We start from the raw sequence: 18,619 nt of genomic DNA on the forward strand, positions 1-18,619 counted from the left end.
ACAAAAAAATTAAGCCAATACTGAGTTGGCCAATACAAAATAAGTAAAGTGATAACAAATGATCTTAAAAGATAACGATGCTGAATACTCATTAGATAACGATGACTTATGTGAACCAATAGGCTCAGAATACATGGATGAGACCTCTACTGCAGATACTGAATTAGACAGTGATTTACAACCTCCCCATATCGACATTCTATTTGAAGACGAGCACCTAGTTGCTATCCATAAGCCTGCTGGTTTGTTGGTTCATCGTAGTTATTTAGCCCGTAGAGAGCGTTTTTTTGCGATGCAGATGACTCGTGATTTAGTGGGCTGCCATGTTTTTCCGGTGCACCGCCTAGATAGACCAACATCCGGAGTATTGCTGTTTGCCAAGTCTAGTGAGGTGGCTCGGGCATTATGTGAGCAATTTGCTGATCACAGTATCAAAAAACACTACTTAGCCATAGTCCGTGGCAATATGCATGAGTCTGGCACGCTAGATTATGCCCTAAAACAGGAATTTGATGATTTAGGCGATAAGCATGTTGATCCCAACAAAGCCGCACAAGAAGCCGTGACGGATTATCAACCATTATTGAATACCGAAATACCGTTTAGTTCTGGTCGTTATCCTTCCAGCCGATACGGTTTGGTAAGATTAAGCCCTCATACAGGCCGCAAGCATCAATTACGTCGTCATATGGCACATTTACGTCATCCAATTGTTGGTGATACAACCCATGGCGATGGTAAACAAAATAAGTTCTTTCGCGAACATTTCGGTATTAACCGTTTGTGGTTGATTGCAAAAAGCCTGCAGTTTGTGCATCCGGTAACCCAGCAAGCAATGCATATTGAAACAGAGTTAGAAGCTGAATGGTTGAATGTTTTTAACGCATTTGGCTGGGATGATGATCAATTATCCTCAATGCCAAGTATATTGTTAAGTTAATTCATTCGGTCTGCAAGCAAGGCTTTAAGCTTTTCAAATTCGGGGATATGCGGTATAGGTTCGTGCTGCTTTTGTTCGATGTGGAAATAATAGTTACGACGAATGTGGGCGAATTTATGTTGTAGTTTTAGTCTTCGCTTTCTGCTCACTTGTCGCATCGTCTTGATTCCGTTATTGCGCTATTTCATTTGGGGCAACTGATGTTGACCATATCGATTTAAATTACTTTATAAAGACACTTGCGAGAGACTCAAACAATACAGTAAGGTAAGTCACTAAGACTCAAGGTCTTTTATATCGTATTACATTTAAGGGGAAAGTATACCATGAAAAAGGTCAATGTTGTTTTTGGTACCGTTTATGGTAGCGCACAATTTACAGCCGAAACAGTGACTAAAGCGATTGCAACATTAGGGTTTACAACTAAGCTTTGGCAACCCAATGAATTATCTGGTTTTATACCACCTCAAGATGAACTACTCATAGTAGTGTCATCAACCACAGGGCAAGGTGATATACCCGAGGATATGTCTCCTTGGTTTAATGAACTTAAATCCAGTGCACCGTATTTACCATTATTGCAATACAGCCTAATTGGGTTAGGCGATTCGAGCTATGACACTTTTTGTGGGGCGATAAAACAATTTGATGAGTTGTTAACCGAGTTGGGTGCCAAGCCGCTGACTGAACGATTAGAAATTGATGCCTGTGAAACAATGGAACCCGAAATAGAAGCTAAAACATGGATAGCCACTTGGCACAACGCCGTCATATCGGTAAACGTAGCGTAAGTTTTTTTACGCAACAATGGTTTAAATTCGCACAGCGCCTGAGTCAAGCACTGCTCATACCTATTGCTATTTTACCCGCTGCGGGGGTGATGTTAGGGTTGACGGTTAACCCGTTGCCATTTATCCCTGCAGAATTGAATACAGTATTTTCTGCTGTAGGCAATCTGGTTTTTACCATGATGCCTTTGCTGTTTAGTGTTGCTGTAGCGATTGGTTTTTGTCGAGACCAAGGCATTGCAGCATTTTCAGCTGTATTTGGTTTCGGGGTGTTTTTGTCCACGATGGGTGCCCTAACAAATATTTATGGTCTGGTATCGCGACCGCTATGGGGCATGCAAACGATTGACACTGGTATCGCTGGCGGAATGTTAGTCGGTGCGATGACATGTTTAGCTGTCAATCTTAGTCAACATGTTAAATTGCCTGCTATTTTTTCATTTTTCGAAGGTCGTCGCAGTGCACCAATAATTACTATACCCCTGTCTATGGCACTGGCTTATTTACTTGTGCATGTTTGGCCACCCTTGTCGCATATTATTGAACTCCTTTCTGATTGGGCTGTATATCAAGACCCCGCTATTGCTTTTGGGGTTTACGGAACGGTTGAACGCTTATTAATTCCACTAGGGTTGCATCATATTTGGAATGCGCCATTTTATCTTGAAGTAGGGCAGTACATTAATCAAGGTACAGTGGTTCGGGGTGAGGTGGCGCGTTATTTGGCCGGCGATCCATTGGCGGGAAATCTTGCTGGTGGCTATTTGATTAAAATGTGGGGCTTACCCGCGGCAGCATTAGCGATTTGGCGTTGTGCTGATAAATCCGAGCGTAACAGAGTTGCGGGGATTATGTTATCAGCGGCGACAGCTAGTTGGTTAACCGGGGTCACAGAGCCGATAGAATTTGCCTTTATGTTTGTCGCGCCAATTTTGTTTATTGTGCATGCATTACTCACGGGCATAGCTTATAGCGTGTGTATTTTACTAGAAGTTCATCACAGCATCGTGTTCTCTCATGGGCTGGTAGATTTCACCTTATTGTTTTCTCGCTCTGCTAATACTCATTGGATTTGGATATTGGGCCCGCTTACCGCAGTCATTTATTATGCCATTTTTAGGGCCAGTATTTTAGCGTTCAATTTAAAAACACCTGGCCGAATCGAGCAAAGTGATTTACCTGCAGAGCCTAAAGAGAGCTTGCGGGCTATGATTTCTGCATTGGGCGGACGCGAGAATATTGTTGAGATTAATGCCTGTTTAACCCGCTTACGTATAAGTGTTAATCAAGCCAATTTAATCGATAAAGCTAGACTAATGCGTTTAGGAGCTAAAGGCGTGGTTGTTATGGGCAAAGGTGTACAAGTTGTTTATGGCACTAAGGCTGAAACATTACGTAAATTGCTGCAAAAATATTTAGATTCTCGGCGTTAGTACGGACGGTTGTTTCATTAAGCCATAATAATTGTTGCTTAACTTGTCATACATATTTGAGAGTTTTGTATCTAAAGCAAGATTATTTCTCTTTTATGAGAATTTATCATTAAAAACATCACCCAAAAATCTTTTTAAATGGCACACTGTAAAACAGTATTTTAATAGGAGTTGTACGCGTGAGCCATCAAGATAAAACTATTTTTACCCCAGCTAATTTACAACGTAAAGTGCTAATAACCGATTGTGCTGATGCTCAGGGGTTGATAGCCAAAATCACCAACGTATGTTTTGCTCATCAATTAAACATTATTAAAAACACCGAATTTGTTGACCACACTCAAGGCCGCTTTTTTATGCGTGCGGAGCTTGAAGGGGTGTTTGATGATGAACGCCTACTGAATGAATTACGTGAAGTATTGCCAGCTAAAAATCACATGAAATTAGTGGATATGGGTAAAAAACGTATCGTGATCATGGTGACAAAAGAAGCTCATTGTTTAGGCGATATTTTGATGAAGTCTTATTATGGCGGTTTAGATGTTGAGATTGCCGCTGTGGTAGGCAATTATGATGTGTTGCAGCCATTAACTGAAAAGTTTGATATCCCATTTCATTATGTCAGTCATGAAGGCTTAAATCGTCAAGAACATGAACAAGCCATGCTTAAAGTGATAAAACCTTATGATCCGGACTTTGTTGTACTCGCTAAATATATGCGAGTATTAACACCTGAGTTTGTAACAGCATTTGCAGATAAAATTATTAATATTCATCATTCTTTTTTACCCGCATTCATTGGTGCATCACCTTATAAGCAAGCATGGGATCGTGGTGTTAAAATTATTGGTGCAACAGCACACTTTGTGAATAATCACTTGGATGAAGGACCTATTATTAAACAAGATGTCATTTCAGTTGATCACAGTTATAGCGCAGAAGAATTAGCCCATAATGGCCGTGATGTTGAAAAAAGCGTATTAAGTAAAGCCCTGCAATTGGTATTAAATGAACAAGTTGTGGTGTACGGTAATAAAACGGTCGTGTTTTAAAGTTTGTAGATATACATCATTTGACGTTAAATCAAATGGTGTTATCTTTAAAGATAAATAAAGATGAGTGGTTCCTGTAAGTTACTGTATCAACTTATCTATTAGAAATTTGCTATGCTGTATTCCATTGGAATTGATATTTTTAGTCTGTATAAGTAAGAAACGGGAAACTGGATGTTACAAAAAGCTAATTTTTTCTTAAAACCTTCAGAATTACCTAAAACAGTTGGGCTCTGTTGGGGCATTCTTAATGATAGGCTTGAATTAATTAAGCTAAGTGAACCGCTATACAAATTAGTCAATAAACCCATCTCGGCTATTCTAAAACAACCATTATCGAATGCTTTTTCAATGCTTACTCATGAGCAAATAGATCTTACCAATCATCTTTCTTCACAACTGATCAATTTTGTTGATGACAAAGGGCATGCATTACAAGCGACTGTCACCCCGATAGAAGAAAGCAGTGAGCATTGGTGTATTACCTTCATAGAAATCGAACTCGATAAAGCTTGGTTATCTGATTTACATCCTGATTATCATCAAGCGATCCAGTCTAGTGATGATTGGCTAAATCAAATCGAAGAAGTGATTAATGCCAGCGGTGATATGGTGTTTGCTACGTCATTAAAACAGGCACTTTCACTGACTCAATCTAATGTGGGTTATCTGCATATGTTTGATGAGAAAAACAATCAAATAGTGCGAACCACATGGAGTGAAAACGTCAGTGAATACTTTACGATTACAAAACAACAAACCTATAAAGCAGATTCTGGTATTTGGGCTGAAACCATCCAAACCCGTAAATCGATGGTGCATAATGAATTAGCCAGTATTTCTGAGAATCGTTCGCAACAACAAGGTTTTTTTGCCTTTAGTAATCATCTTTGTGTGCCGATTCATTATCGCAAAAAACTCGTTGGCATTATCGGCGTTGGCAATCGAGATAAACCTTATACCCAAGTAGATGCCAAATCGTTAAGTATTTTTGCGACTATTTTGTGGCACAGCGTCGAATTACCTCGCACCATGAAAGCGGTATCGAGACAATCTAGCATTATTAAAATGCAAAAAGAAAAGATGACCCTTATTTTGGTGCAGTTGATTGGTGCCATTTCAGAAGCGCTAGAGTTAAAAGATGCTTATACCGCGGGGCATCAAAAGTCGGTAGCGCAGTTAAGTTATCTTATTGGCGAGAAAATGGGCTTAACACCTGAAGTATTGGAAGGATTAAAACTGGGATCATTGATCCACGATATCGGTAAGTTGGCCATTCCAAGCCAGATTCTATCTAAACCCTCACGGTTAAGTGATGCTGAGTTTGGCTTGGTTAAACAACACCCTGAGCAAGGCGCTTTAATTGTTGATGAAGTGGAGTTTCCTTGGCCTATTAAGCAAATGATCCTTCAACATCATGAACGCTTAGACGGTTCAGGTTATCCAAAAGGGTTGAAAGCGGATGACATTATACTTGAAGCCAAGATCATTGCTGTAGCCGACGTTGCTGATTCGATTCTTAGCCATCGACCTTATCGGCCATCGCTCGGAATGGAGGTGTTAACCCAAGAGTTATTAAAAGGCAGAGGCATAATATTCGATGAGGTCGTTGTTGATACCTGTATTGATATTTTGGCTGTCGAAGACTTTAAACAAGAAGAATATGTTAGCACTTTGTCATTAGCCCCAGTTGTTTTTTTAGAGGAGTATCATACTCTTGAACATGCTGAGTCTATGATGAAAAAAGCTAAAATGGATGTGGCCGTGGTACTGTCAGAAAAAAATCGTAGCCCAATCGGCGTGGTTGATAATAACGTTTTAGCATTTTGGCACAGCCCATTTTTAAATACAGCAGCAGAACGTGCAGCGGATAGAAGCTTGCTGAATAAACGTGTACATCAAGTGATGGAACATAAAATAAATATGATTAACGATCGTACCATTTTGAACGATGCTCAACGGACGATGGAAAAAAGTAATGTTAATTATTTGATTGTTCAAAATGACAAGCAGTTGGTGATTGGAATGTTAACCTGGCGAATATTAGCCAATGCATTATTGGTGAATGCACAAGCCAGATCTAATTAGTTATACTATTGATTTGATGAGTTAATGTTATTTTTTGGAACTTATATTTTTTATTTAATGGATGATTTAACAGTAACAAAAAAGGCTCCTAGGAGCCTTTTGTAGATTATCGTTGGATAATAAAATTAATCTACGATACGTAATAGTTCATTGATACCCACTTTACCGCGGGTTTTAGCATCAACTTTTTTGACAATAATCGCTGCATACAAGCTGTATGTGCCACAAGCCGATGGTAGGTTACCTGATACGACAACCGATCCAGCAGGAACACGACCGTAATGTACTTCACCGGTTTCACGATCAAAAATTCGCGTGCTTTGGCCAATGTAAACGCCCATTGAAATGACGCTGCCTTCTTCAACCACAACACCTTCAACGATTTCGCTGCGAGCACCAATAAAACAGTTGTCTTCAATAATGGTTGGACCTGCTTGTAATGGCTCTAAAACACCGCCAATACCAACACCGCCAGATAAGTGTACGTTTTTACCAATCTGCGCACACGAACCAACGGTAGCCCATGTATCAACCATAGTACCTTCATCAACATAGGCACCAAGGTTAACGTAAGATGGCATCAATACGGTATTTTTACCGATAAATGAGCCTTTGCGAACCGTTGCGGGTGGCACAACACGAATACCTTCTGCTTTAAAACGAGCTTCGTCATAATCGGCAAATTTTTGTGGGACTTTGTCGAAATACTTGGTGTCGCCACCTTCAATCACGCCGTTATCAAAAATGCGAAAAGACAGTAGTACCGCCTTTTTAAGCCATTGGTGAACATGCCATTCACCGTCAATTTTTTCAGCAACGCGTACTTGGCCTTTATCGAGCATATTGATCACGGTTTCAACATCAGCGCGAACACTCGGTTCTACGGTTGCAGGTGAGATGTCTTGACGTGTTTCGAATGCTGCTTCAATGCGTTGGCGTAAAGCCTCCATTGTTTTCTCCCGGTATTAAATGATTAGTTGCACAAATTTATGGTTTAAATTAGTTAGATGATTTTAGCGCCAGTGTTAGCGCATCAGATAATTGTTGCTGTTGTGGCTCATCTAGGGCCGTTCCACTTTGGTTTTTTAATATGAAAAAGTCTTCTGCACGTTCACCAATAGTGGTAATTTTGGCTGCTAATAATGTCACATTACAACGGTAGAAGGTATCACCGACTTTGGCTAATAAGCCTGGGGTGTCGAGAGTGATTAATTCCATCATACTTGTACCATGGCGAGCACTGGGTAAGAAACTAACATGAGTCGCAACATTAAAAGGTTTCATGATCCGGGCTAGTTTTCTAAACTTCGGCAGTTTTGGATTTTCACTTGCCAAGGCTTTTTCAAGTGCTTTGCGGATACTTTGAATGCGTGATAATTGGATAATAGGCTCGCCATCTTGTTCTAAAATCACAAAGGTGTCGAGTGCATAGTTATCTTTTGATGTCATGATGTTAGCGTCATGCACATTGATATTTTTGTTATCTAAAACGGTCATAACGGTGGCGAACAGTTTTGGTTTATCTTTGCTATAGACAAAAAGCTCCGTACCACCACGTGTTGTATGCTTAGACATTAATACTAATGGTTCGTCGTGATGATGTTTTAGAATGGCCTCAGCATGCCAGGCCACTTGGGTTGGCTGATGACGTAAAAAATAGTCAGATTTGAACCGAGACCAGAGTTCATCCATGTCTTTTTCTTTCAGGCCACGACGAATAAGTTCTTTTTTAGCTTTGGCTTGGACCTCTTTAACACGCGCTTTAGCATCAATAGGTTTTTCTTTACCCCGAGCTAATACTCGTTGAGTTGAAAAATACAAATCACGTAATAACGAGCCTTTCCAGTTATTCCATGTTTTCTCATTGGTGGCACAAATATCTGCGACAGTGAGGCAATACAAATAACTTAAGTGTGCAGCATCGCGTACTTTTTCAGCAAATAGTGCAATCACTTCCGGGTCTGAAATATCTCTGCGCTGAGCGGTGATTGACATCACTAAGTGATTTTCAACTAACCAAGCCACTAAGCGACCGTCATGATCATTCATGCCATGCAATTTACAAAAGTCGATAGCGTCTTTTGAACCTAATTTGCTGTGATCGCCGCCACGGCCTTTAGCGATATCATGAAAAATAGCCCCGAGAACTAACAAACCTTTTTTCGGTAACTGATTAATTAAGATGGCACCGAGTGGAAATTCATCTTTTTGTTCAGCCTGTGAAAAACGATCAATATTGAGCAGTAATCTATGGGTGTGTTCGTCAACGGTATAAGCATGAAATAAATCAAACTGCATTTGGCCTTCAATCTTGCGCCAAGCCGGTAAGTAAGACGACAAAATACCGTGCTGGTGCATTAATGAAAATGCGGTAATACCTCGTGGATGTTTTAATATCTCCATAAACACTTTACGACATGCGGGGTTTTCTTGTAAGGGTGATGTTAATGCTCTACGAGCATTGCGCAGTAATCGTAACGTTGGCGCGTAAATTTCTTGAATGTTTGAGTTTTTAGCCACCAGTAAAAATAAGCGTAATATTTCTTCGTTTTGGCGGCTAAATAAATCGTCATCTAATACTTCAATGTAACGTCCACGCCGTTGATAAACATCGCTTATTGGCTGAATTTCCAGTGCTTGAGTGTGACCTAATGTCGCGCGCTTAAACAATTGCAACAGCATTTGATTAAGCTCCATCACTCGGCGTACCGTGCGATAATAGCGCTTCATCATTTGTTCGACGGCTAATTGGGTCGCATCCTCGTAACCTAATAAACTGGCAACTTGCCTCTGTAAATCAAACAACAAGCGGTTTTCGTTGCGATTAGCGGTGGTGTGAAGTGCAAAACGGATTTCCCACAGAAAATTTTGGCATTCAATTAATTCTGCTAATTCGGCTGGCGCTAGAAAATCGTGCTCGACTAAATCTTCTAATTTAGCGGCATCAAAGTGGCGCATTGCAACCCAAGCGATGGTTTGAATATCACGCAATCCGCCGGGACAGGTTTTGATGTTAGGTTCTAAATCAAAGGCACTGGCTTTACTATGACGAGTCGTTTGTTCATCTTTCTTGGCATTATAAAAGTCATAAGAGGGCCAAAAGTCTTGTTGACGAATAGCATCGTATAACACGTCAAATAGATATTCATTACCAGTGAGCAATCTGGCTTCAATCAGATTTGTGGCAATGGTGATGTCTGATTTACCTTGTTCAATGGTTTGCGCAACTGTGCGTACACTGTGGCCTATTTCAAGCCCAGTATCCCAAAGGTAGGTAATGAATTGCCCTAACTGAATTTCAGTTTCGGGCGATAATTGTTCATCGTTAACCAAAAAAAGTAAGTCAATGTCTGAATAGGGATGCAGTTCACCACGACCGTAGCCGCCAACGGCAACTAGGGCAAGCTGGCTATTATGTAAGCCAAAATCCTGCCAAGTTTGTATTAGTAAAGCATCAACAAATTGACTACGGTGTTTAACAATATCAGCAATAGGGTGTTTTGCAGTGTACTGCTCAACTAAGCGCTGGTTTAAGTCAATTAATGCGTTTTTGGCGGCCAGCGCAGTATTCATTGATGTCCTTACTAATTTGAGTCTTTAGTGGTTAATGATACGGGGAAAGTCTTCTTCTTCACGCAAAGTTAACACTTCTACACCGGTTTGGGTCACTAAAAGTGTATGTTCCCATTGTGCTGAGTTTTTACTATCAGAAGTTGTCACTGTCCAATTATCACTTTTATCCAACACAGTAGTATGACGACCTGCATTGATCATTGGTTCAATCGTAAAGCACATACCGGGTCTTAACACGGTTTTATCATTATTTTTATAATGAACAACTTGTGGTTCTTCGTGGAAGCCAGTGCCAATACCATGACCACAATAATCTTGTACGATGGAGTACTTATCAAGCCCTGTTTTACTTGTTTTGATGAATTTTTCGATGGTTGTGCCAATTTCGCCTAATTTTAAACCAGGACGCACTTTACGAATGGCTAAATACAAGCTTTCTTGGGCAATGCGGCTTAAACGTTTGTCTTTTGCTGATACTTCGCCAATTAAAAACATTTTCGAGGTATCACCATGATAACCGTCTTTGATGACCGTAATATCAAGGTTAATCATATCGCCTTCTTTTAACACGTACTCTGAAGGAATACCGTGGCACACGACTTCATTTACCGACGTACAAATAGACTTCGGAAATCCGTGATAATTTAACGGAGCTGAAATAGCACCTTGCTCTTCGGTGTATTTAGCACAGATTTCATCTAATTCATTTGTGGTCACTCCAGCCTTAATGTGTGGAGCTACCATTTCTAATACTTGCGCCGCTAATTTACCCGCTGCACGCATTTTTTCTATCTCGTCTGCATTTTTGATCACAATACTCATGAAAAACTCTCTATCTTTTTGACGGTCAAAATAGGCTTGTTTTATCCAAGGATTTTACGGCAAAAATTTGTATTTACATGCCGTTTATGGTATAAAGCGCGCCGTTATGTGTAAGATCGTTGTTGTACGGTTCGAGTTAATACAATGTCAATCGCTGTTTTTTTAGCAAGGTATACATTGTGTTCGGCAAATCGTAAAATATGGTGGTCATTATACATGGCAATTAACTTAAATACTAAATCACACACGTATCGACACATTTTTCGGGGTGCTTTCTCATTCTTAACGGAAGTTAGAAAGTCGAAACATGGGATGCGTGGAGGTCTAACCCCTTACATTAAGGTAAATACAATGACTACTGTTTCAATGCGCGACATGCTACAAGCTGGTGTTCACTTCGGTCACCAAACTCGTTACTGGAACCCTAAGATGAAGCCTTTCATCTTCGGCGCTCGTAATGGTGTACACATCATCAACCTTGAGCATACAGTACCAATGTTCAACGAAGCTTTAGCTTTCATTAGCAACATCGCTTCTAAGAAAGGTAAAGTATTATTCGTAGGTACTAAGCGCGCTGCTGGCGAAGCTATCAAAGCATCTGCACTTTCTTGTGATCAGTATTATGTTGATCATCGTTGGTTAGGCGGCATGTTAACTAACTGGAAAACTGTTCGTCAGTCAATCAAGCGTCTTAAAGAGCTAGAAAGCCAGTCTGTAGACGGTACTTTCGACAAGTTAACTAAGAAAGAAGCGTTAATGCGTTCACGCGAATTAGACAAGTTAGAAAAGTCTTTAGGCGGAATCAAGAACATGGGCGGTTTACCTGACGTATTATTCGTTATCGGTGCTGACCATGAGCATATCGCTATTAAAGAAGCAAACAACCTAGGTATTCCAGTTGTTGCAGTTGTTGATACCAACTCTGCACCAGACGGTGTTAACTACATCGTTCCTGGTAACGACGACGCGATGCGTGCTATCCGTTTGTACACTTCTTCTGTTGCTGCAGCTGCTAACGCTGGCCGTGGTCAAGATTTAGCTGTTCAAGCTGAGCAAGACGGTTTCGTAGAAGCTGTTTAATAAGGCGTGATGATTATCATCCCCCTTATTTGCCAATAAGATAATTGGTGAACAGGGGCCTTTTGGCCCCTGTTTTATAAATGCAATATTAGACGAATTAAATTAGAGGATTTAACAATGGCAATTACTGCTGCCCAAGTTAAAGAACTTCGTGACCGCACTGGCGCTGGCATGATGGACTGTAAGAATGCACTGACTGAAACTGACGGTGACATCGAACTAGCGATTGATAACATGCGTAAAAGCGGCGCCGCGAAGGCTGCTAAAAAAGCAGGTAACATCGCTGCTGACGGTACAATTCTAATCAAGAATGGCGAAGGTTTCGCTGCACTTTTAGAAGTTAACTGTCAAACTGATTTCGTTGCAAAAGACTCAAACTTCCTAGCATTTGCTAACGCAGTGCTTGATGTTGCTGCTGCATCTAAAGTGTCTATCGAAGAATTAAAAGCACAGTTTGAAGAAACTCGTGTTGCGCTTGTAACTAAAATCGGTGAAAACATCAACGTTCGTCGCGTTGAGTATATCGATGGTGCAAACCTTGCGTCTTACCGTCACGGTGATCGTATTGGTGTTGTGGTTGCGGGTGAAGCTGATGAAGAAACACTAAAGCATATCGCAATGCACGTAGCTGCTTCTAAGCCAGATTTCGTAAACCCTGAAGATGTGCCTGCTGAACTTGTAGAAAGAGAGCAAACGCTTCAAATCGAAATCGCGATGAATGAAGGCAAGCCTGCTGAAATCGCTGAGAAGATGGTTGTTGGTCGTATGAAGAAGTTCACTGGTGAGATCTCTCTTACTGGTCAAGCTTTCATCATGGAACCAAAGAAAACTGTTGGCGAAGTGCTTAAATCGAAAGGCGCTACAGTAACCAGCTTTATTCGTTTAGAAGTTGGTGAAGGTATCGAGAAGAAAGCAGAAGATTTCGCTGCTGAAGTAGCTGCGCAAATCGCTGCTACTAAAAAAGCGTAATCGCTTTAATCTAAATACCCTAAGACCGCAGCAACCGCTGCGGTTTTGTTATGATCAGGATGAAAATTATGAGCACCAATCCAAAACCAGCGTTTAGACGTATTCTGCTTAAATTAAGCGGTGAAGCATTAATGGGTGAAGAAGGCTTCGGCATTGACCCTAAAGTACTTGATCGTATGGCACAAGAAGTGAAAGAGCTTGTTGAACTTGGTATTCAAGTTGGCGTGGTTATTGGTGGTGGTAATCTATTTCGTGGTGAAGGCTTAGCAAAAGCTGGTATGAACCGCGTGGTGGGCGATCACATGGGTATGTTAGCAACCGTAATGAATGGCTTAGCCATGCGTGATGCCTTGCACCGTGCATATGTTAATGCCCGCCTTATGTCTGCTATCCCACTTAAAGGTGTGTGCGATGATTACACTTGGACAGAAGCAATTAGCCTATTAAAGTCTGGTCGTGTGGTTATTTTTGCTGCGGGTACGGGCAATCCTTTTTGTACAACAGACTCAGCAGCATGTTTACGTGGTATTGAGATTGAAGCTGAAGTAGTACTAAAAGGCACTAAAGTAGATGGTGTATACTCAGCAGACCCAATGAAAAACCCTGAAGCGGTTAAATATGACACGCTTAGTTTTGCCGAAGTCCTTGAATCAGAATTAAAAGTAATGGATCTCGCTGCATTTACTATGGCACGTGATCATAATATGCCGATTCTTGTATTCAATATGAACAAGCCAGGTGCACTTCGCCGCGTTATTATGGGTGAGAAAGAAGGTACGATTATTAGCAGTAAACAACCTGCTTAATCACAGACACAGAAAATATTTATATTATATAATTTAACTGTTTGAGCGGTTTTATTGCATGTGTCATTCTTAGGCTAATGCTCAAACACACATGAATTTGTGACAAAAAGGAAATTATTGTGATTGATACTATTATGTTAGATGCGCAAGAGCGCATGGGTAAATGCGTAGATGCAACTAAAAACCAAATGGCGAAAGTTCGTACTGGTCGTGCACACCCAAGTTTATTAGATTCTATTCAAGTGTCTTGCTACGGTTCTATGTCACCGCTTAATCAAGTGGCTAATGTCGGAGTTGAAGACTCTCGTACACTAACAGTGAACGTATTTGATAGATCGATAGTTCAAGCGGTAGAAAAGGCGATTATGAGTTCAGATTTAGGCTTAAACCCTATGTCTGCAGGTGCAACTTTGCGTATTCCGTTGCCTTCGTTAACTGAAGAACGTCGTAAAGACTTTATCAAAGTGGTACGTAACGAAGCGGAAAATGGTCGTATTGCCATTCGTAACGTTCGTCGCGACGCAATCAGTGAAGTCAAGAAGCTTGAAAAAGCAAAAGCATGTACTGAAGATGATGTTCGCCGTAGTGAAGATGAAGTGCAGAAGCACACTGATTCATCAATCAAAAACATTGATCAAATACTAGCAGCGAAAGAAAAAGAGTTGATGGAAGTATAATCTGTCAATTTAGACGCTAGAGTTAACACGCCGTGTAAGGGTATACTACACGGCGTTTGTTTTTATAAAGGATTGTCGTAGATGTCGTCTACAGTTGAGTTTGAATCAGACCCTAAAGCCGATTCGGAGCAAATGACTTCGCAATTGTTGCCGGGACAATTATCTGATGTAGTAAAACAATCTCTGCCCAAACATGTTGCGATTATTATGGATGGTAATGGCCGTTGGGCACAACTGCAGGGTAAAGCCCGGGTTTTCGGTCATAAAGCTGGTGTTAAAGCTGTGCGCCGTGCGGTAAGTACTGCAAGTCAACTTGGTATTGAATCATTAACCCTATTTGCATTTTCGAGCGAAAATTGGCGCCGACCAGATAAAGAAGTCAGTTTGTTGATGGAATTGTTTTTTACGGTGTTACAACGTGAATTGAAACTGCTCGATAAAAACCAAGTTAAGCTCAATATTATTGGTGATACCAGCAGGTTTTCTAATCGTTTGCAGAAACAAATTGCCGGTGCTCAAGAGAAAACAGCAAGCAATACTGGTTTGATATTAAATGTGGCGGCGAACTATGGCGGACGTTGGGATATCTTACAGGCTGCACAAAAATTAGCCGAAAAAGTAGAAAGTGGCGAAATCACCAGCAGTCAGATGACCGAAGAAGCATTAAATGAACATTTGTGCATGCAAAACCAGAGCGAAGTTGATTTAATGATCCGTACTGGCGGTGACTACCGCATTAGTAATTTTGTTTTATGGCAGGCCGCTTATGCCGAGTTGGTGTTTACTGACACCCTATGGCCTGACTTTGATGAGCTAGCATTCCGTGATGCTATTGCCATTTTTGCCAGTCGGCAGCGCCGTTTTGGTTTGACGGGTAGTCAAATTGAAGAGATACGCGCAATATAAATATTAAGAGGATTAGTTTTTGCTAAAACAACGAATAATAACAGCATTGTGGTTAATCCCAATTGTACTCGGGGCAATATTTTTACTTCCAGCAAACTGGTTTGCTTGGGTGTTAGTGCCAGTGTTTTTAATTGCAGCAAAAGAGTGGGGCAGTTTCATTGACCCAAGCTGTAATGTCACCCAGTGGTCTTTTACTGCTACCCTGGGTCTGTTAATGATAGCGCTTAACTTATCAGTACCCTTAGATGTGTTGTGGTTTAAAGGCCAATTACACCCTATTTATTTGGCCATCATCACTATTGGTGTATTTTGGTGGATAGTCAGTAGTGCATTGGTGTTCAGTTTTCCTAAAAGTGCCAAAATTTGGAAAGACAGCCCTATGCTGAAATCCATGTTTGGTCAGTTAACACTCATCCCGTGTTTTGCTTCTTTAATCGCTCTCAAATCGTTAAGCAGTAACGTTCATCCCTATTATGGTGGTGCATTAGTGTTTATCGTTATGTTAGTGGTTTGGGCGACTGACACCGGTGCTTATTTTGCTGGACGTAAGTTAGGCAAGCATAAATTGATGCCGAGTGTGAGTCCTGCTAAAACGCTTGAGGGCTTAGCCGGTGGTTTAATTACTACTATGGTCGTAGTTGCGGGCATTATGTATGTTGCGCCAGAACAAGAGTTAGGCTTACTCATTGTGGTGACACTCGTTACTGCTCTGGCTTCTGCTTTTGGTGACTTGTCTGAAAGTATGTTCAAACGTGCTGCAAATATTAAAGACTCTGGCACCATTTTACCTGGTCATGGTGGTATTTTAGACCGTATCGACAGTCTAACGGCTGCATTGCCAGTGTTTACCTTTATCTACATAGCCATGTGGATGTGATGCCAATGCAAAATATGGTGATTTTAGGGGCTACAGGCTCAATTGGCGCTAGCACCTTAAGTGTGATGGTAAATAACCCTGCCGATTTTCATGTCTATGGATTAGTGGCCAATGCCAGTGTTCAAAAAATGCTGGCCTTGTGTATCACTCATCAGCCTGAGTATGCTCATATGGTGGATGAGAGCGCCGCCATGGAGCTTAAATCGTTATTGCCTAATGATTGTGTTACTCAAGTGACGACAGGTGCTGAGGCGTTAAATGCGTTAGTGACCGACAGTCGCACTGATACCGTTATGGCGTCTATTGTTGGCGCAGCAGGTTTAGTACCGACATTTGACGCTGTTAAAGCGGGTAAACGCGTGTTGCTAGCCAACAAAGAAGCATTGGTTATGTCGGGTGAGTTATTTATGCACACGGCTAGAGCATCTGGTGCGACAGTACTACCTGTCGACAGCGAGCACAATGCCATATTTCAATGTTTACCAACCAATGTCCAAGCGCAACTCGGTTATTGTGACTTAAGTGCTAATGGCATATCACATATTTTATTAACCGGTTCAGGTGGACCGTTTTTAAACACTGATTTAGCCACTCTGAGTGCGATGACACCTGTTCAAGCTTGCAATCACCCTAATTGGTCCATGGGGCCTAAAATCTCTGTCGATTCAGCCACCATGATGAATAAAGGCTTAGAGTTTATCGAAGCTCGCTGGTTGTTTAATACGCAAGCTGAACAGCTCAAAGTAGTGATACATCCTCAAAGCGTGATTCATTCAATGGTGCAATACCGCGATGGTTCTGTTATTGCACAAATGGGCAACCCCGATATGCGTACACCGATTGCTCATTGTATGAGCTATCCGCAAAGAATTGGCGCTGGCGTTGAACCTTTAGATTTTTTCAAAGTCGGACAGTTAAGCTTTTGTGAACCTGACTTTGACCGTTTTCCATGTTTACGCTTAGCAATGCAAGCCTGTGAGCAAGGTCAGGAAGCGACCACAGTGTTGAATGCGGCCAATGAAATTGCTGTCGATTCATTTTTAAAAGGTCTAATTCGTTTTACTGATATTGCTAACGTTAATTATCGCTGTTTAGACTCGGTGCAACAAACACGTTTAGACAGTATTGAAGATATAATACAGCTTGATGAGCAAGCACGTGCCACGGCAGTGTCCGTTATCAGCAGACTAAATTAATTCAGGGAAATAATGATAGATTTTTTTTGGAGCTTAGGTTCTTTTATCGTCGCGTTGGGTATTTTAATTACCGCTCATGAGTATGGCCACTTTTGGGTTGCCCGTCGTTGTGGTGTTAAAGTCGAGCGTTTCTCTATCGGATTTGGCAAAGCGATTTGGCGTAAAGTGGGTAAAGATGGCACTGAATATGTCGTCGCTATGATCCCACTAGGTGGCTATGTCAAAATGCTTGATGAGCGCGTTGAAGACGTGCCGGAGCATTTACTTGACCAGGCCTTTAACCGTAAAACGGTATGGCAACGTATTGCGATTGTATCAGCCGGCCCGATAGCTAACTTTATTTTTGCAATTGTAGCGTTATATGTCATGTACCTTATTGGTACTCCGTCGATTAAGCCGGTAATAGACAGTACTAAGTTAAATAGTCCTGCCAGTGTTATTCAGTTGGTTGAACCACAACAAATTATAGCGGTATCAGGACAGCCAGTACGTACTTGGGAAGAAGTTAATTTAGCCTTAGTGGGTCATATTGGTGATGACAGTATTGAGTTATCCCTAGCACCATTACCAGCGTTGTCGGGCATGGATATGCCCGTTCGCACCGTAAAACTCGATACGCGAAATTGGGTTTTCGATCCAGAAAAAGAGTCGCCGATTACCGCACTCGGTTTAGGGATATTTCGCCCAGGGATAGATCCAACGATTGCGGCAGTGAGTAAAGACAGTGCGGCAGAGCAAGCGGGCATTAAGATTGGCGATAAACTCGTCAATATCAATGGCACTCAATACAGCGATTGGAATGCGTTTGTTGATGTGGTACAAAGCTCTGCTAACAAAAATATTAATATGACATTGATACGTCAAGGCGAACAAATCAATGTTGATGTTGTGCCAAAAGCACAACAAAATTCTGATGGTAAAACTATCGGAATTGTCGGAATTAGCCCAACCCAAGCACAGTGGCCTGATAATATGCGCTTTGAGCTTGAGTATGGCATAGTAGATTCTGTTATCGCTGCAGCTGATAAAACATGGCAACTCGTTGTCGTCAGCTTTAAGATGATTGGAAAATTATTTACCGGCGATGTGTCGGTGAAAAACCTTAGTGGTCCTATTTCGATTGCACAAGGCGCAGGCGCCAGTGCAAGTTACGGTTTAGTGTACTTTCTAGGGTTTATCGCGCTCATCAGCGTTAACTTAGGTATTATTAATTTAATGCCTCTGCCAGTGCTCGATGGGGGACACTTGCTGTATTACTTTATAGAAGTGATTACTGGTAAGCCTGTACCCGAAAAGGTACAGGAAATAGGATTCAGGTTTGGCGCAGCTTTGCTGCTAATGTTGATGGGCGTAGCCTTATTCAACGATTTTGCCCGACTCTGAGCAAGGACAGACTAATAATTAGAAGTGCT

Annotated in this window: 16 protein-coding genes; 13 read left to right on the top strand and 3 right to left on the bottom strand. The window is 41.3% G+C overall.

Annotation, left to right across the window (positions count from 1 at the left end):
- The first annotated feature begins 133 nt into the window (after nt 1–133).
- The 5 genes from truC (at nt 134) to CXF88_RS09525 (ending at nt 6,301) form a co-directional block, all read left to right on the top strand.
- Nucleotides 134–940, top strand: coding sequence for a tRNA pseudouridine(65) synthase TruC (gene truC / locus CXF88_RS09505; protein ID WP_192115300.1), 807 nt, complete (start codon nt 134–136; stop codon nt 938–940).
- A 326-nt stretch (nt 941–1,266) separates the two neighbouring features.
- A complete protein-coding gene (locus CXF88_RS09510) occupies nt 1,267–1,731 on the top strand; it encodes a flavodoxin (RefSeq protein WP_101086625.1) in 465 nt (154 codons plus the stop codon).
- A complete protein-coding gene (locus tag CXF88_RS09515) occupies nt 1,683–3,161 on the top strand; it encodes a PTS transporter subunit EIIC (RefSeq protein WP_101086626.1) in 1,479 nt (492 codons plus the stop codon). The genes CXF88_RS09510 and CXF88_RS09515 overlap by 49 nt, the downstream gene beginning before the upstream one ends.
- A gap of 179 nt (nt 3,162–3,340) precedes the next feature.
- Nucleotides 3,341–4,213 (top strand): formyltetrahydrofolate deformylase, encoded by an 873-nt coding sequence (gene purU / locus CXF88_RS09520; protein WP_174839644.1) that lies wholly within the window; start codon nt 3,341–3,343, stop codon nt 4,211–4,213.
- 174 nt (nt 4,214–4,387) lie between these two features.
- The gene (locus CXF88_RS09525) at nt 4,388–6,301 is read left to right on the top strand and encodes an HD domain-containing phosphohydrolase (RefSeq protein ID WP_101086628.1); all 1,914 of its coding nucleotides are present in this window, start codon (nt 4,388–4,390) and stop codon (nt 6,299–6,301) included.
- Nucleotides 6,302–6,426: 125 nt separating this feature from the next.
- Here the strand turns inward: CXF88_RS09525 and dapD are convergent, their stop codons facing one another.
- Genes dapD through map form a run of 3 tightly spaced genes read right to left on the bottom strand, consistent with a single transcriptional unit; the run spans nt 6,427 to nt 10,696 of the window.
- On the bottom strand, nt 6,427–7,251 hold the full coding sequence (gene dapD, locus CXF88_RS09530; protein ID WP_101086629.1) for a 2,3,4,5-tetrahydropyridine-2,6-dicarboxylate N-succinyltransferase: 825 nt from the start codon (nt 7,249–7,251) through the stop codon (nt 6,427–6,429).
- A gap of 49 nt (nt 7,252–7,300) precedes the next feature.
- Nucleotides 7,301–9,874 carry a bifunctional uridylyltransferase/uridylyl-removing protein GlnD gene (gene glnD, locus CXF88_RS09535; protein WP_101086630.1) on the bottom strand — a complete coding sequence of 858 codons (2,574 nt, stop codon included), beginning with the start codon at nt 9,872–9,874 and terminating at the stop codon, nt 7,301–7,303.
- Between the two features lie 24 nt (nt 9,875–9,898).
- Entirely contained in the window at nt 9,899–10,696 is a 798-nt protein-coding gene (map, locus tag CXF88_RS09540) for a type I methionyl aminopeptidase (protein ID WP_101086631.1), read from the bottom strand.
- Nucleotides 10,697–11,047: 351 nt separating this feature from the next.
- Here map and rpsB point away from each other — a divergent pair, with 351 nt between their 5' ends.
- The 8 genes from rpsB (at nt 11,048) to rseP (ending at nt 18,590) form a co-directional block, all read left to right on the top strand.
- The gene (gene rpsB / locus CXF88_RS09545) at nt 11,048–11,776 is read left to right on the top strand and encodes a 30S ribosomal protein S2 (RefSeq protein WP_011636744.1); all 729 of its coding nucleotides are present in this window, start codon (nt 11,048–11,050) and stop codon (nt 11,774–11,776) included.
- Between the two features lie 117 nt (nt 11,777–11,893).
- The gene (tsf, locus tag CXF88_RS09550; protein WP_101086632.1) at nt 11,894–12,745 is read left to right on the top strand and encodes a translation elongation factor Ts; all 852 of its coding nucleotides are present in this window, start codon (nt 11,894–11,896) and stop codon (nt 12,743–12,745) included.
- Between the two features lie 68 nt (nt 12,746–12,813).
- Nucleotides 12,814–13,551 carry a UMP kinase gene (gene pyrH, locus CXF88_RS09555; RefSeq protein WP_011636746.1) on the top strand — a complete coding sequence of 246 codons (738 nt, stop codon included), beginning with the start codon at nt 12,814–12,816 and terminating at the stop codon, nt 13,549–13,551.
- Nucleotides 13,552–13,670: 119 nt separating this feature from the next.
- Nucleotides 13,671–14,228, top strand: a complete 558-nt coding sequence (gene frr, locus CXF88_RS09560) for a ribosome recycling factor (protein ID WP_162023507.1) — start codon at nt 13,671–13,673, stop codon at nt 14,226–14,228.
- Between the two features lie 81 nt (nt 14,229–14,309).
- Nucleotides 14,310–15,134, top strand: a complete 825-nt coding sequence (gene uppS / locus CXF88_RS09565) for a polyprenyl diphosphate synthase (protein WP_011636748.1) — start codon at nt 14,310–14,312, stop codon at nt 15,132–15,134.
- A gap of 19 nt (nt 15,135–15,153) precedes the next feature.
- Nucleotides 15,154–16,011 carry a phosphatidate cytidylyltransferase gene (locus tag CXF88_RS09570; RefSeq protein WP_101086633.1) on the top strand — a complete coding sequence of 286 codons (858 nt, stop codon included), beginning with the start codon at nt 15,154–15,156 and terminating at the stop codon, nt 16,009–16,011.
- A gap of 5 nt (nt 16,012–16,016) precedes the next feature.
- On the top strand, nt 16,017–17,207 hold the full coding sequence (gene ispC / locus CXF88_RS09575) for a 1-deoxy-D-xylulose-5-phosphate reductoisomerase (RefSeq protein WP_101087204.1): 1,191 nt from the start codon (nt 16,017–16,019) through the stop codon (nt 17,205–17,207).
- A gap of 12 nt (nt 17,208–17,219) precedes the next feature.
- Nucleotides 17,220–18,590, top strand: coding sequence for a sigma E protease regulator RseP (rseP, locus tag CXF88_RS09580; protein ID WP_101086634.1), 1,371 nt, complete (start codon nt 17,220–17,222; stop codon nt 18,588–18,590).
- Nucleotides 18,591–18,619 lie beyond the last annotated feature (29 nt).

This window comes from Shewanella sp. ALD9 (genome assembly GCF_002836315.1).
Classification (GTDB): Bacteria; Pseudomonadota; Gammaproteobacteria; order Enterobacterales; family Shewanellaceae; genus Shewanella.